Origin of the sequence: Rhodococcus sp. Chr-9 (genome assembly GCF_000801125.1) — a bacterium.
GTDB classification, from domain to species: domain Bacteria; phylum Actinomycetota; class Actinomycetes; order Mycobacteriales; family Mycobacteriaceae; genus Rhodococcus; species Rhodococcus pyridinivorans.
Genome location: NZ_JTIZ01000029.1, coordinates 1 through 14,071, shown reverse-complemented (window position 1 = coordinate 14,071; position 14,071 = coordinate 1). Strand labels below are relative to the sequence as shown.

At 68.2% G+C, this 14,071-nt stretch carries 17 protein-coding genes; 9 read left to right on the top strand and 8 right to left on the bottom strand.

The window, feature by feature from the left end; genetic code table 11:
* From QR64_RS03355 to QR64_RS03345, 3 genes are all read right to left on the bottom strand, one after another.
* The coding region (locus QR64_RS03355) for a cation acetate symporter (protein ID WP_052227179.1) at positions 1-1,145 on the bottom strand (1,145 nt) is incomplete at its 3' end.
* Positions 1,142-1,516 carry a DUF485 domain-containing protein gene (locus tag QR64_RS03350; protein ID WP_006553118.1) on the bottom strand — a complete coding sequence of 125 codons (375 nt, stop codon included), beginning with the start codon at positions 1,514-1,516 and terminating at the stop codon, positions 1,142-1,144. The genes QR64_RS03350 and QR64_RS03355, both read right to left, overlap by 4 nt.
* Complete coding sequence (locus QR64_RS03345) at positions 1,513-2,010, bottom strand: nuclear transport factor 2 family protein (protein ID WP_006553119.1); 498 nt, start codon at positions 2,008-2,010, stop codon at positions 1,513-1,515. The genes QR64_RS03350 and QR64_RS03345 overlap by 4 nt, the downstream gene beginning before the upstream one ends.
* Before the next feature lie 125 nt (positions 2,011-2,135).
* Here QR64_RS03345 and QR64_RS03340 point away from each other — a divergent pair, with 125 nt between their 5' ends.
* The 5 genes from QR64_RS03340 to QR64_RS03320 all read left to right on the top strand — a co-directional run bounded on the left by QR64_RS03340 (position 2,136) and on the right by QR64_RS03320 (position 7,321).
* On the top strand, positions 2,136-2,735 hold the full coding sequence (locus QR64_RS03340) for a TetR family transcriptional regulator (protein WP_033097487.1): 600 nt from the start codon (positions 2,136-2,138) through the stop codon (positions 2,733-2,735).
* 86 nt (positions 2,736-2,821) lie between these two features.
* On the top strand, positions 2,822-4,018 hold the full coding sequence (locus QR64_RS03335; protein ID WP_039584087.1) for an acyl-CoA dehydrogenase family protein: 1,197 nt from the start codon (positions 2,822-2,824) through the stop codon (positions 4,016-4,018).
* The gene (locus tag QR64_RS03330; protein ID WP_039584086.1) at positions 4,015-4,755 is read left to right on the top strand and encodes a hypothetical protein; all 741 of its coding nucleotides are present in this window, start codon (positions 4,015-4,017) and stop codon (positions 4,753-4,755) included. The genes QR64_RS03335 and QR64_RS03330 overlap by 4 nt, the downstream gene beginning before the upstream one ends.
* Positions 4,752-5,627: an alpha/beta fold hydrolase gene (locus QR64_RS03325; protein ID WP_024102387.1), complete on the top strand. Its 876-nt coding sequence runs from the start codon at positions 4,752-4,754 to the stop codon at positions 5,625-5,627. Before QR64_RS03330 ends, QR64_RS03325 begins: the two co-directional genes overlap by 4 nt.
* The gene (locus QR64_RS03320; protein ID WP_033097484.1) at positions 5,624-7,321 is read left to right on the top strand and encodes an AMP-binding protein; all 1,698 of its coding nucleotides are present in this window, start codon (positions 5,624-5,626) and stop codon (positions 7,319-7,321) included. The genes QR64_RS03325 and QR64_RS03320 overlap by 4 nt, the downstream gene beginning before the upstream one ends.
* 38 nt (positions 7,322-7,359) lie before the next feature.
* Here the strand turns inward: QR64_RS03320 and QR64_RS03315 are convergent, their stop codons facing one another.
* Positions 7,360-8,658, bottom strand: coding sequence for an MFS transporter (locus QR64_RS03315; protein WP_019288841.1), 1,299 nt, complete (start codon positions 8,656-8,658; stop codon positions 7,360-7,362).
* A gap of 75 nt (positions 8,659-8,733) precedes the next feature.
* The gene (locus QR64_RS03310) at positions 8,734-9,063 is read right to left on the bottom strand and encodes a GYD domain-containing protein (protein WP_006553126.1); all 330 of its coding nucleotides are present in this window, start codon (positions 9,061-9,063) and stop codon (positions 8,734-8,736) included.
* A 127-nt stretch (positions 9,064-9,190) separates the two neighbouring features.
* Between QR64_RS03310 and QR64_RS03305 the strand changes: the two genes are divergently transcribed.
* On the top strand, positions 9,191-9,598 hold the full coding sequence (locus tag QR64_RS03305; protein WP_006553127.1) for a TIGR03618 family F420-dependent PPOX class oxidoreductase: 408 nt from the start codon (positions 9,191-9,193) through the stop codon (positions 9,596-9,598).
* A 24-nt stretch (positions 9,599-9,622) separates the two neighbouring features.
* Here the strand turns inward: QR64_RS03305 and QR64_RS03300 are convergent, their stop codons facing one another.
* Positions 9,623-10,204 (bottom strand): HdeD family acid-resistance protein, encoded by a 582-nt coding sequence (locus tag QR64_RS03300; protein ID WP_039584085.1) that lies wholly within the window; start codon positions 10,202-10,204, stop codon positions 9,623-9,625.
* 98 nt (positions 10,205-10,302) lie between these two features.
* Between QR64_RS03300 and QR64_RS03295 the strand changes: the two genes are divergently transcribed.
* The gene (locus QR64_RS03295; protein ID WP_024102382.1) at positions 10,303-11,115 is read left to right on the top strand and encodes a DUF72 domain-containing protein; all 813 of its coding nucleotides are present in this window, start codon (positions 10,303-10,305) and stop codon (positions 11,113-11,115) included.
* The gene (locus QR64_RS03290) at positions 11,112-11,627 is read left to right on the top strand and encodes a hypothetical protein (RefSeq protein WP_006553130.1); all 516 of its coding nucleotides are present in this window, start codon (positions 11,112-11,114) and stop codon (positions 11,625-11,627) included. Before QR64_RS03295 ends, QR64_RS03290 begins: the two co-directional genes overlap by 4 nt.
* A 13-nt stretch (positions 11,628-11,640) precedes the next feature.
* Here QR64_RS03290 and QR64_RS03285 read toward each other — a convergent pair whose 3' ends face one another.
* The gene (locus QR64_RS03285) at positions 11,641-12,153 is read right to left on the bottom strand and encodes a MarR family winged helix-turn-helix transcriptional regulator (RefSeq protein WP_039584084.1); all 513 of its coding nucleotides are present in this window, start codon (positions 12,151-12,153) and stop codon (positions 11,641-11,643) included.
* Positions 12,154-12,223: 70 nt separating this feature from the next.
* Between QR64_RS03285 and QR64_RS03280 the strand changes: the two genes are divergently transcribed.
* A complete protein-coding gene (locus tag QR64_RS03280; RefSeq protein WP_039584082.1) occupies positions 12,224-13,636 on the top strand; it encodes an FUSC family protein in 1,413 nt (470 codons plus the stop codon).
* Between the two features lie 63 nt (positions 13,637-13,699).
* Here QR64_RS03280 and QR64_RS03275 read toward each other — a convergent pair whose 3' ends face one another.
* On the bottom strand, positions 13,700-14,041 hold the full coding sequence (locus QR64_RS03275) for a histone-like nucleoid-structuring protein Lsr2 (protein ID WP_235366984.1): 342 nt from the start codon (positions 14,039-14,041) through the stop codon (positions 13,700-13,702).
* Between the last annotated feature and the right edge of the window lie 30 nt (positions 14,042-14,071).

Below are 14,071 nucleotides of genomic sequence, written 5' to 3'. Positions count from 1 at the left end.
GGGCGCACCCAGCCGGCACCAATGCCACTGCTAACCGCGAAGAGCCGCCACACGTCGCGGGCGAAGGTGCCGGCCGCGGAGATCACGACACCGGCGACCACTGCGACGATGGACGCGAAGGCGACCGCGGCGACGAGTGCGAGCGCGATGGACCCACCGACCGTGCCGGCTCCGCCACCGAGTTCGGTGACGAGGACGGGTGCCGCAAGGTTGCCACCGGGCCCGACGAGATCGGTGCCGTTCGGTCCGAGCACGGCCGCGGCGCCGAAGCCCATCACGATGACGATCAGATAGAACAGGCTGCACAGCGCGACGGTCCAGCCGAGCGAGCGACGTGCCGTCGTGGCCTCGGGGACGGTGAAGAACCGGATGAGGATGTGCGCCATTCCGGCGGTGCCCAGGGCGAACGCGAGCGCGTAGGAGACGAGGTTGATCGCGCTGGTCTGGCCGAAGATCAGGCCGGGGGACAGGATCGCGTCGCCCGCGACGGCGTTGTCGGTTGCGGCGTCGAGGACCTTCGGGAATGCGAACCCGAACTGCGCCAGGATGCCGAAGCACACGATGATCGCGAGCACCGACAGGATCGTCGACTTGATGACCTGCACCCAGGTGGTGGCGAGCATGCCCCCCACGAAGACGTAGATGCCCATGAGCGATCCGGCGACCACCACCGACAGCCAGAACGGGATGCCCGAGACGGATTCGAGGAGCACACCCGCGGCGACGAGCTGGGCGAGCAGCACGAAGGTGCCGGTGGCGATCGTGCTCAGCGCGACCGCGACCCGCACGTTCCGCGAGTCGGTGCGGAAGACGAGGACGTCGGCGAGGGTGTACTTGCCGAGATTGCGCATCTTCTCCGCGAGGAGGAACAGCACCGGCAGGAACGAGATGACGGACGTGAACAGGATGACGGTGCCGTCGACGCCCTTGGAGAAGATCAGACCGGTGGTGCCGAGGAAGCTACCGGCGGAGATGAATTCGCCCGCGATGGCGAATCCGTTCTGCCAACTCGAGATCGAGCGACCTGCGGCGAAGAATCCGTCGGCGCTCTTCGCGCGCCGGGATGCAGCGAAGGTCACCCATAGGGTCAGGGAGATGACGGCGCTGCAGATCGCGATGGCGAGATAATCGGCGTCACCGGTCATGATGCGACCTCCTCGGATGCGGGACGGTTCCGTTCGACGGCCACCACGGCGTCGTCGACGGCGGGGCCGATGTAGGTGCGGGAGAGACGGAAGTACGCCCAGACCAGCACCCAGGTTCCGGCGAACTGGGAGAACACCACCCACAGCGACAGCGGGATGCCGAGGACGACGGTGGCGCCGAGTTGGTCGGGGAACCCGATGAAGGCGACGAGGAAGGACGTGAACAGCACGACGGTAATGCCACCGAGCGTGTTGGTCACGCGGGCGCGTCGGCGACGCAACTCGGCGATCTCGGGAAGACGGAGCATCCGCGTCCAGACGAGCTCGTCCTCCGGGGACGAGGTGGGGACGCCGTTCACGGTGTCGGTCATGCCCGCACCGCCGCGCCGCGGGCGCTGTCGAGCGCGAACAGGTTCTCGTCCCACCCGGCCTCGAGCGGTCCGAAGAAGTGGAAACGCACCTGCTTGACCTTGTAGAGCCAGCGGCCGTCGACCTTGACGACCTCGTCGTTGTAGCGACCGGCCGCGATCGCGGGGGTGCCGTCGGTGACGCACGGCTGCCACAGGAACGAGCGCACGGTGGCGCGGTCACCGTCGAGGTCGATCTCGAGGTTCGTGATGAAGTGCCAGAAGGAGGTCAGGCCGCCGTCGGCGAGTCCCGCGAAGAAGGTGCGCATCTCCTCCTTTCCTTGCGGGTGGGACAGGCCGTCGAACTCGCCGTCATCGGTGAACAGCTCCATGAGCGCGTCCCAGTTGCCGTCGTCGAGGTGGCGGCAGTACTGCGCATCGAGCTTCCGGATCGCCTCGAGGTCTTCGAGGTGGGTGATGCGGTCGAGCAGGGACGGTCCGGGATGGGGGCTGGACACAGCAGATCCTCCGTTGTGCGTTTTATTAACGTCCGTTCATGTGAGCTGGACCATAACAAGCGTGCGCCTGCCCGTCAACGGGAAGGTTCTTGCTGGTCGGCGCGATGTGTGCCTACTGTGCAGGGATGAACAGCCGGTCGAACGGAGCGTCCTCGTCCATTCGGGAACGGATTCTCGAGACCGCGCTCGACGAGTTCTACGAGTGCGGATTCCACGGGGCGACGATGCGCAATATCGCCAACGCCGCAGGTTGCAGCGCTGCCAACGTCTACAACCACTTCGAGAACAAGTCGGAACTGCTCGTGGAAATTCTCCGCCGCGCGAGTGACGAGCAGTTCACGGCGACCCGCAACGCGCTGCGCAAGGTCGGTGACGATCCGGCCGAGCGGTGGCGCGCGGCGGTCGCGGCCCACGCGCTGTACACCGCGCGGAATCCGCGGGCCTGCCTGGTGGCGAATTCGGAACTGCGGTATCTCGGCCCGCTCGACCGCAAGCGCGTGGTGGGCTCACGCGACGCGCAGGAGCAACTCTTCGTCGATATCGCGGAAGACGGTGTGGAGCAGGGACTTTTCACGATCGAACGAGTGCATCAAGGGGTCACCGCGGTGCTGACGATGTGCGCCGGCATCCCCCTCTGGTTCCGGGAGAGCGGACCCCTCTCGGCACAGGAGGTCGCCGACGATTTCGCCGGATACGCGCTCAATCTGGTCGGATATTCGCGCTGAACCATTGACGGGTCATGGGTGCCGTGCTGTACTGGGTGAACAAGCGTTAATGACCTACTCCGGTCCATCGAAGGAGTGCACCTCCCATGACCCACCGCCCCTCGCAGCCGCGCACCGATTCCCCGCGCTATCTCACCGAGGAACGCCTCGCGATCCGCGACCTCGCCCGTGACTTCGCGATGACGAAGGTGCTGCCCGTCGCCAACGAACTCGACCCGGTCCAGGGCGCGATCCCCGACTCGCTCAAGAAGGAGATGGCCGAGATCGGCTTCTTCGGGATCATGATCCCCGAGGAACACGGCGGTCTCGGGCTCGGCGTCTTCGAGTACTGCCTCGTGGCCGAGGAACTGTCGCGGGCATGGATGAGCGTGTCGGGTCTGCTCGCCCGCGGCAACGGCATGGGCGGTGGATTCACCGCCGAGCAGGAGGCGGCACTGCTGCCCAAGGTCGCGCGCGGTGAGTACCTCGGCGCGTACGCGCTGTCGGAGGCCGAGGCCGGCTCCGACGTCGCGAACATCTCGTGCCGCGCCGTGCGCGACGGCGACGACTGGGTCGTCAACGGCACCAAGATGTGGTGCACCTACGCCGACGAGGCCGACTACCTCGTGCTCTTCGCCCGCACCGACCCGAACAAGGACCCGGCCAAGCCGCATCGCGGCATCAGCGCCTTCCTCGTCGAGAAGGAACGCGGCGTGTTCCCCGAGGGCATCTCGGGTACCAAGGTCCGCAAGATCGGCTACTTCGGGTGGAGCACCTGGGAACTGTCGTTCGACAACTTCCGCATCCCGGCCGACAAGATGCTCGGCGAGGAGGGCAAGGGCTTCTACCTCGCCGTCTCCGGCCTCGAGGTGGGCCGTGCCCACACCGCCGCCCGCGCCATCGGCCTCGCCCGCGCCGCGCTCGAGGACTCGATCGAGTATGTGCACACCCGCCGCCAGTTCGGCCGCCCCATCGGCGATTTCCAGCATCTGAGGTTCAAGATCGCGAAGATGGCCGCCGACATCGAGGCGGCACGCCAGCTGATGTACTCGGTCGCCACCGACATCGACACCGGCCGGCGGTGCTCGCTCGAGGCGTCGATGTGCAAGCTCGTCGCCACCGAGATGGCCGAGCAGGTCACCAGCGAGGCCGTGCAGATCCACGGCGGCGCCGGATACACCACCGACTTCCAGGTCGAACGCCATTGGCGCGACGCACGTCTGACGAAGATCTTCGAGGGCACCAGCGAGATCCAGATGCGCATCATCTCCGACGAACTCCTGGGAAGGCCCGAGCAGGCATGAGCGCACACACCGTCACCCGCCCGCTCACCGTCGGGGACCGCACCGCCTCGGAACCCTGCACCGTGGCCGATGTCCTGACCGCCTCCGGTACGGTGGCACCGGCGAACTCACCCGTCCTCGGTGCCCTGGCCGTCGCCTCGCTCGTCCCGTCCGTTCCCGGTGGCGTACCGTCCGGATTCGACTGGAACGCAAACGATCCGGTCTCCGCATCGGACGTCGTATCGGCGGACACCGTGATCACCCGCGCGTCCGGACGGACCGCGCACCGCTACGTCCGGCTCGTGGACCAGGCCGGCACGGTACGCGAATCCGGCACCGAGACATGGACCTTCGACAACGAACAGCCGACGGTTCCCGAACTGGACTTCTGCACACCCGCCTGGGGCGCACTGCTCGCCGAGAGCCTCTCGGAAGACCGGGACTTTGCTTCCTCGCTGTCCACCTGGGACGGCACCATCGGACTGCGCAGCGGCGAGATCGAACTGCACCTGCGCATCTACAAGGGGCGGATCGTCGACGTCACCCGGCGCACCCCGCACGGCGCGACGTTCACCTTCGTCGCGTCCGACCACGCCTGGACCGATCTCGTCCTGTCCGAGGAGAACGACTTCATGCGCCGCGCCATCCGCGGCGAATTCTCCTCCACCGGAGACGGATACGAATACCTACGCCTGACCAAGCCGCTCAACACGATCATCGGGCACGCCCGTGCCCTCGCCCGAAAGGCCCGCTCATGATCGAGGCCCGCTACCTGGAGATCGGCGGAGCGCTCGGCTTCGTCGAGATCGTCACTCCCGACGCACGATCCGGCAACGCGCTCGACGCGACCGATCTGCCCACCGTCCTGTGTATCCACACTGCGGGCCAGAGCGGCGTGCAGTGGCGCCACGCGGCCCGGGATCTCGCCGACCGCGGCTACCGGGTGGTCGTCCCCGACCTGCCCGGCCACGGACGTTCCGAACCGGCACCCGGCGGCCCCGTCACGAGCCTGATCACCTACGGCGACTGGTTGTGCGAGGTGCTCGACGCGCTCGGGATCGACCGGCCGTTCGTCATGGGCTGCTCGATCGGGGGCAAGCTCACACTCGAACTCGCGACCCGCCCGGACCGTCCGCTGTCCGGGGCCGTGGCGATGGAAGCCGAGCCCGGCCCGGGCCGCGTCAACGTCACCGGTCTGCGCCGCGAACTCGAGGACGTCGCCGGACCGTCGCGCTCCGAGCGCACCTATCTGGGAACTCTTGCATCCGTGGGACGTTCGGTTCCGGAGGTGAAGGCGCACACGATCGCGCTCATGCACAAGCGGGAGGACCCGGAGATCTCGTCGTCCGACCTCATCGGCTGGGGAACCCACGACGTGCGCGACCGCCTCGACCGGGTGACCGCACCGATCCACCTCGTCGCCGGCGTCGACGACCCGTGGATCGACCCCGACGCCGTGGCCCGGGCAGCGGACACCATCAACGACGCACTTCCCGGACGCGCCCGCTTCACGGCACTGGCCGGTATCGGGCACTATCCGATGGAGGAGATCGACGACTTCGCCGCGCTCGCCGACACCTGGATCGGTGAACTGCGCCGGGTCGCTGTTCCCGAGGAGGCAGCGCTGTGACCACCACCCGCACCGACACCCTGCCCGCACTGCTCGACGGGCTCGTCGCCGCGAATCCGGATGCCCCGATCGCCTACGACATCGTCGACGACGTGGCGGTGGCCCGCAGCCGCGGAGAGTTCCGCGACCGGGTCGAGGCCGTGCGCAGCGAACTCGACGGCATCGGCCTGCGCGCCGGCCAGTGCATCGCGGTGATGTTGCCGAACTGGTCCGACGCACTCGTGTGGCAGTTCGCGGCCTCCGCGCTCGGTGCCCACGTCATCGGTGTCAACACCCGCTACAACACCCGTGAGGTCGCGCACATACTCACCGCCGCACGACCTGCCGTCGTGTCCGTGCCGGCCGCCTTCCACGGACTCGACCTGTTCGGTCGGCTCACCGAGGCCGCGGCGTCCGTGCCCGATGTGGCCACCCCGGTGGTTGCGGTGGTGCCCGGACCGGCGAACCCCTCGGCGTCCCCGGCCGACTTCGATCTCGGTGGAGGCGCGTGGACGGCCGGCAGCGGCGACACGCGTGGCGCGAGCGCTCCCGAGACCCCCGACACCGCGACACTCACCCCGGCCGGGATCGACGACGATCCCGAGGATCGGATCGCGGTGGCGTTCACGACATCCGGTTCCACGGGCGTGCCCAAGCTGGCCGCACATCGCGGCAACGCGGTCGTCCGTCACGGACGCGCCGACGCCGCGATCATGAAGGTCGCCGAGGGCGACGTGGCGCTGTGCGTGCTCCCGGTCTCGGGTGTCTTCGGTTTCAGTACCGCGATGGCGGCGCTCGCCGGTGGGGGAGCGCTGCTCATGGAGACGGTCTTCGATCCGGATGCGGTCCTGCGCCGGATGCGGGAGGTCGGGGTCACACACGCGGTGGGCGCCGACGACCTGTTCGGCCGTCTCTACGATGCCTGGCACGACGGCGAACGCGTCGATCTGTCGTCATTGCGCTGGGTCGGCATCGCCGACTTCCTCGGCCGCTCCCACGAGATCGCCCGATGGCTGCGCGACGAATTCGGCACCCACACCTCCGGTGTGTTCGGTTCGTCCGAGGTCTTCGCCCTCGCGATGCTGTGGAACGCCGACGATCCGGAATCGGTGCGTTGGAACGGTGGCGGACGCGCGGTCGACACGGCGATCGAACTGCGGGTCGCCGATCCCTACGACGATCGGGTCCTCCCGGCCGGCGAACAGGGCGAACTGCAGTTCCGCGGCCCGAACGTCGTCGACGCCTATCTCGGCAACCCCGACGCCGCCGCGCGCGCGTTCACGGCCGACGGTTGGTTCCGCAGCGGCGACCTCGCCGTCGACCTCGGCGACGGGGGTTTCCGTTACGTCTGCCGGATGGGCGACGTCCTGCGCCTGCGCGGCTTCCTCGTCGACCCCGCCGAGATCGAGACGCGTCTGGCGGAGCATCCCGGCGTGGCCACGGCCAAGGTCGTCGGCATCACCGGCGACGGCGGCTACACGGAGGCGATCGGTTTCGTCGTCCCCACCGACGACGCACCCGCGGACACGACGTCGGTGACCCTTCGGGCCTGGTGCCGCGAGACCCTCGCCGCCTTCAAGGTGCCCACGGCGATCCATGTCATCGAACGGATGCCCACCACGGTCGGGGGCAACGGCTCGAAGATCCGCGCCGTGGAACTGCGCGAGTGGGCCCGCGAGTGGGCCGGTAGCGAACGCGACTTCCGAGCCGGATAGCGTCCTGCGTCGTCACGATCCGCACGCGGTCGCGTCGCTCAGTTGCGGCCCATCGGTGCGGTCGTGGCGACGCGGCCCCTGGTGAGAATCGACAGCGACGCGGCGACCGCGCACAGGGACGCTCCGGCCCACCACGCGTAGGTGTAGGTGCCGAGGTTGTCGCGGATGACCCCGGCTCCGAAAGCGGCCGCCGCGGCACCGATCTGGTGGGAGGCGAACACCCAGCCGAACACGATGGTTCCGCGGTCGCCGAAGATCCGGCGGCACAGCATCGCAGTCGGCGGCACGGTGGCGACCCAGTCCAGGCCGTAGACCACGACGAACAGGATCATGCTGGGGTGCACGGACTCCTGCAGCAACCAGGGCAGCAGGAGCAGACCCACGCCGCGGAAGGTGTAGTAGAAGGCCAGCAGCTTGCGGGGGTCGAACTTGTCGGTCAGCCATCCGGAGGCGATGGTGCCGACGATGTCGAAGATCCCCACGGCGGCCATGAGGCTCGCCGCGGTGGTCGTGGGCATGCCGTGGTCGTGGGCCGACGGGATGAAGTGGATGCCGACGAGTCCGTTGGTGGTGGCTCCGCAGATGGCGAAGGCGATCGCGAGGGCCCAGAACGCCCGGTGACGCACCGCGAAGACCAGCCCTTCGAGAGCGCGGCCGACGGCACCACCGGTCGCCCGCGCCGGCGCGATGTAGGTCTCGGGGTCGGCCCCGTAGGGCAGGACGCCGCGCTCGTCGGGATGATCGCGGATCACCGCCCACACCAGCGGGACGACGACGAGCGCCGCCGCGGCGATCACGAGGGAGGCCTGCCGCCACCCGACGTTCTCCGCGAGCGCGGCCACGGGAGGGAGGATCACCAGCTGGCCGGTCGCGGAACCGGCCGTGAGGATGCCCATCACCAGGCCGCGCCGCTCGACGAACCACCGGTCGGCGATGGTCGCCGCCAGGACCAGGGCCATCGACCCCGTGCCGGTACCGATGAGCAGTCCCCAGAACACGAGCAACTGCCACGAGGCGGTCATGGCGACGCTGCCACCGGCGCCGAGGGCCACCAGGAACAGCGCCGACGAGATCACCCGGCGCATGCCGAACCGGTCCATCAGGGCGGCGGCGAACGGTGCGACGAGTCCGAACAGGACGAGGTTGATGCTGACCGCGAGCGACATGACGCTCGTCGACCAGCCGAACTCGTCGTGCAGCGGCACCATGAGCGCGCCGGGTGCCGCCCGGAAGCCGGCGGCGCCGAACAACGCGAGGAAGGCCACCGCGGCGACCCACCATGCCGGGTGGATGCGGGCCGGTCGGTGGTCACTGCGCTGGGCCGGGCGCACACTCATCACGAATTCACTTTCTTCGAGAAAGCAACAGGATGAGCAGACGATACCCAGCAGTGCGTCGCGGGAGGCGAGCGGTCAGCCGTCCTGGCTCCCCGGCGTCCGGTAACTCGCGTCGCGGCGCGCGGCCTCGTCGACCTGTTCGGGGGTGAGCAGGGCGATCGGCGTGGAGCGCGCGGCGCCGGAGGCGATGGTGCGGAGTTCGAGTGTCGCGGCCGCGATCTCGTCGGGCACCTCGCCGAGCACGTACAGATCGTGACCACCGAGCGCGAAGTGCACCGAATCGACCGTCCCGCCCACACTTTCGACCATCCGGACGATGGCGTCGCGCCGGGACGTACCGCCGTCCGTGAGCAACCCGCGTGCGCCGTCCGCGGTGTAGTTCACCTGCCAGAGATATCGCGGCATGATCGTCTCCTTTCGAGGATCCCGACCTCCATGGTCGGTCCTCCCCTCGTCACCCGGGACGGTTTCGCCGGGAATCGCGGCCTAGTCTCGATATCGAGATCCATCCACCGCATCGAAAGGGAGTGCCGTGCCGAAACGACCCGTGCCCGGGGCCGTCGCAGAATTCCTCACCCAGCCCAACTACGCCACGATCAGCTCTCTGCGCCCGGACGGTCATCCGGTGTCCGTTCCGACCTGGTACGTCTACGAGGACGGCCGCATCCTCGTCAACATGGACTCCACCCGTAAGCGCCTCGACTACCTGCGGAACGATCCGCGGGTGAGCCTGTCGGCGATGGATCCGCAGGACTGGATCACGCACGTGAGCCTCCAGGGGAGGGTCGTCGAATTCACCGACGATCCGTCCCTGGAGGACATCGACCGGATCGCTCGCCACTACACGGGCAAGCCGTACCACGCGCGCGACGGCAAGCGCGTCAACGCGTGGATCGAGATCGACCGCTGGCACGCGTGGGGTCGCCTGCGCAACGCCTGAGATCGATCGGGGAAAGGCCGGTGGTCAGATGACGCCGGCCTTCTTCGCCGCACTGCGTGCCTGGAACGCCAGGATGACGAGCAGCACGCCGAACAGGATCGCGTAGATGCCGAGCAGGACGATCAGGCTCAGGATGCCCTCGCCGGGGAAGATCAGCAGCACGATGCCGAACAGGACGGCGACGACGCCGGCGAGCACCGACCACACCCATCCGGACTCGGGAACCTTCCGGAAACGGATGCCGCCGACGATGCCGGTGATGCCGAACAGGATGGCGTAGAACGCGATCACGTACAGCAGTGCGAGTGCGGTGATGCCGGGCCAGAACAGTGCGACGAGGCCGGCGAGGACGGAGACGATGCCCATGGCGAGCCACCAGCCCCAGCCCTCGGGCTTGTCACGGACCGACTGGACGACCAGTACGATGCCGTCGATGATCGCGTAGGCCGCGAAGACGACCACCAGCGCCCACACGGTGATGCCGGGCCAGACGAGTGCGACGACACCGAAGAGGACCGCGAGGATGCCGCGCAGCAGCACCACCCACCAGATCTGCTTCAGTAATGATCGGAACGGATCGTTGGAAGAAACCGAGCTCGTGGACATGACGGCTCCTGGCGTGTGATGTGATCTTGTAGCCCAGAGGATAAGCGCGGTCGTGCTGCTTCGCGTGCCGAATCGAAGCCGAGGTTACGCTCGGAAACGTGGCCGGGGCGAGGATCGGGATATCGGGATGGCGCTATCCGGGCTGGCGCGGAGACTTCTATCCGGAAGGACTCGTCCAACGCCGGGAACTCGAATACGCCGCCCAGCGGTTCGGATCGATCGAGATCAACGGCTCGTTCTATTCGCTGCAGCGCCCGAGCAGCTATCTCGCGTGGCGGGACGCCGCACCCGACGACTTCGTCTACGCCGTCAAGGGCGGGCGGTTCGTCACCCACATGAAACGGCTCGCGGGTGTCGACGACGCCCTCGCCAATTTCTTCGCCTCCGGTGTGCTCGCGCTCGGCCCGAAACTCGGTCCGGTGCTGTGGCAGCTCCCGCCGACCCTCGGTTTCGAGGAGGACAGGTTCGCGGACTTCTTCACCCGGTTGCCCCGCACGACGATGGCCGCCGGCGAACTCGCCCGCCGGCACACCGACAAACTCGCCGACGATCGGGTGTGGGTGGAGGTGGACGCCGAGCGTCCGCTGCGGCACGCCGTCGAGGTGCGGCATCCCGACCTCGCGAGCCCGCAGGCCGTGGAGTTGCTGCGCGCGCACGACATCGGGCTCGTCGTCGCCGACACGGCCGGAAAGTTCCCGTTCCTCACCGACGTCACGAGCGATTTCGTCTACGTGCGGATGCACGGCGACAAGGAGCTGTATGCGAGCGGGTACACCCCCGACGTTCTCGACGTGTGGGCCGAGCGGATCCGCGGATGGCTGGGCGACGGCCGGGACGTCTACGTGTACTTCGACAACGACATGAAAGGCTGTGCACCGCACGACGCGCTCGCGTTGCAGGAACGCCTGTGACCGGGCGTCCGGAGGAAGGACAGGAGATCGCTGTGTGGCCCGACCACTGGCCGAGAACGCCGCGGGAGATCGCGACGGCCACCGCCGATGCGCTCGCCGCTGCCCGCAGCGAGTCGGCCGAGCCCTTCGACGAGGCGGTCGCGGTACTGGTCGACCTGCCCTACGAGCAGGTCACGGCCGTGCACGCGGGCATGGTCCGGGAGTTGCTCGAGGAACTGCATCCCGACGGTCTCGCCGGTGAGGACGTGCAGGCCGTGCTCGAACGCTCCGTCCGTTCCGGACTGCGATGGCTGCCATCGCTCGAACCCGAAGCCGTTGTTGCTGTGCTCACGGGTGCGCTCGGAGTGTCCGATTCCGACGCCGAACGCCCGAAGATCCGTCCCGAGCAGTATCTGGCCGCGGGCCTGCTCGTCGTCGCCGATCTCGTCGCTGCGCGCCGCGTGGCTCCCGAGGCGTATCTGCGCCGCGCCGTGAGCGAGATCGAACGGGCCGAGACGCAGGAGATGCCCTGACCTGTTCGGGGGATCAGGCCGGATAGTGGTTCTCGACGTTGCGGACGACCTTGCGCAACAGGTCGGACAGGACCTGAACCTCGTCGTCGTCGAGTCCGTCGAGCATCTGCCGCTCGCGTGCCAGGCGTCGCGGGAACTCCTTCTCGACAAGTGCGCGCCCGTCGTCGGTGAGGGTGAGGAGGACGACGCGGCCGTCGCGTTCGAGTCGTGTGCGTTCGACGAGACCGAGTTTGGCGAGTCGCTCGGTGTGCTTCGTCGTCGACGCACCGGAGATCCCCGTGATCGAGGTGACCTCGCTGGCGCGTAACGGGTGGTCGCTGCGGGCGAGCGCGCTGAGTACCTCGAACTCGCTGCGGCTGATGCCGCTCTGTTCGAGTTCCCGATCGAAGTAGGTGAGCGCGAGCGACCCGATGCGGGTGATGCGACCGATCACGTCGATGGGGCGCAGGTCGAGGCCGGGGTAGTGGGCGGTCCATCCGAGACGTACGCGATCGACGTAATCGGGCTGGGGCGTCTCGGAGGGCATGTGGCAAGTCTAACGGCAGCGGACGAACAATTTCATAGATATTTTACTAGTGAAACAATAGGGTGGACGGATGCTGGACTGCCGACTCGACGACCGCCCTCAGCTCCGTCACACCCGGAGAGCGCTCGCGCATCCGCTGTCGGCGAGCGCGTGGAAGGACGCCCTCGAAGTGCGGCGCGGCGATCCGACCGTGGCCGTGGCGCTGCGCGTGGGGTTCGCGACGATGCTCGCCCTCGTCGGCGGCGGTCTGCTCGGTTACGGACAAGTCGCCGGCTTCGCCGCCCTCGGCGCACTCACCAGTGCCTTCCTGCGATACGAACCGTATCCGCGTCTCGCCGTGCGCCTTCCGTGGGTCGGCCTCGGCATCGTCGGTTACACCGCCTTCGGGGCTGCGCTCGGCGCGATGGGCGCCCCGCTGTGGGTGCAGATCGTTGCGCTCTCGCTGGGCTCGGCCGTCGCGTACTGGGTGTTCACGGCCTTCTCGCTCATGGGCCCCGGCCCGGTGATCCTCATCTTCGCGGCCGCCGGCGCCGCCGGTTTCTCCGACGGATGGGGCGATGCGGGGCTGGTCACCGCCGCGGCGACCATCGGTGCTCTGCTCGGATATGTCATCGCGATGCTCCCCGCGCTCTCCCATCCCCACACGCCCGCTCGTCTGGCGGTCGCACGCGCCCTCGCGGCGGTCTCCGCCGTCGAGATCCGCGGTGCGGACGCCGTTCCCGCTGCGCGACAGAGCATCCGGAAGGCGCGCGAGACCGTCGCACTGAACGCCTCGCGACGTCCGGACGCCCATGTCCACGAACTGGCCGCACTGCTCGACGCGGCCGAGACGGTTCTCGACAGCGGGTCGCACGACACCTCCCGCGCACGTTGCGACGATTTCTCCCGATTCGAGAAGGAACTTCGGAAAGCGCGGCGCGACATCGAGATTCCGCGTGTCGATGCCGAGGGGCGGCCGGTGCTGCCCACGCCGCCCGGCTTCGTCCGCGAAGGATGCGGTCGTCTGCTCGACCGTCTCGTGCTGATCGGAGCGGCCCGGATCTTCGTGGCGTCGTTGCTCGCCGCGTCGTTCGCCGCATCGATCGGGCTCGACCATCCGTTGTGGGCTGCGATGGGTGCCATGGCGGCGCTGCAAGGATTGAACTACCGCAACACTGTTCAGCGCGGTATCCAGCGTCTGATCGGAAATGTCGGCGGCGCCATGATCGCTGCCGTGCTGCTCGCGCTCGACCTGGGCTACTGGCCGGTGGTCGCGGCCGCCGTGCTGTTCCAGACGCTCACCGAACTCACGGTGACCCGGAACTACGGGCTCGCCTCGGTCGGGGTGACGACGATGGCGTTGCTGCTCACCGGTCTCGGGCAGCACGCGGGTCCGGGCCTCGCCGTCAACCGGGTCGCCGACACCGTCATCGGCGTGGTCGTGGGCGTGATCGTCGCTGCGGTGACCATCCGACGCGACGACCGGCACCATCTCGTCGCGTGACGAGGCGGCACCGGTCGTCGGTGGCGTTCATGGCCTGCCGCGGGGGAGGCAGCCGGGTGATGCTCAGGAGTGAGCGGCTTCGAACCGCTCGAGGATGTGACGCGGGATCCGGCCGCGCGAGCTGACGTCGTAACCCTTGTTACGGGCCCAGTGCCGGATCGCGGCCAGTTGCTCCGGCGACCGGGTGGGCGGAATCGCCTTGTGAGTCCCCGCCGTCCGTGTGCGGGCCTTCGTTGCCGTCTGCTTCGGCGTGATGGTGCGGGTGCTCGAAGCGGGCTTCTCAGGTGCCTTCTCGTGCAGCCACGGGCGGAGTACCGCCAGGAACTTGTCTGCGTTCGCCGGCCGCAGGTCGATTTCGTACTCGTCGTCGTCGACCGTGATGCGGAACGACTGAGGTTTTCTCACCAGGCCGGCGCTTGCAGGTGAAGAAGAACG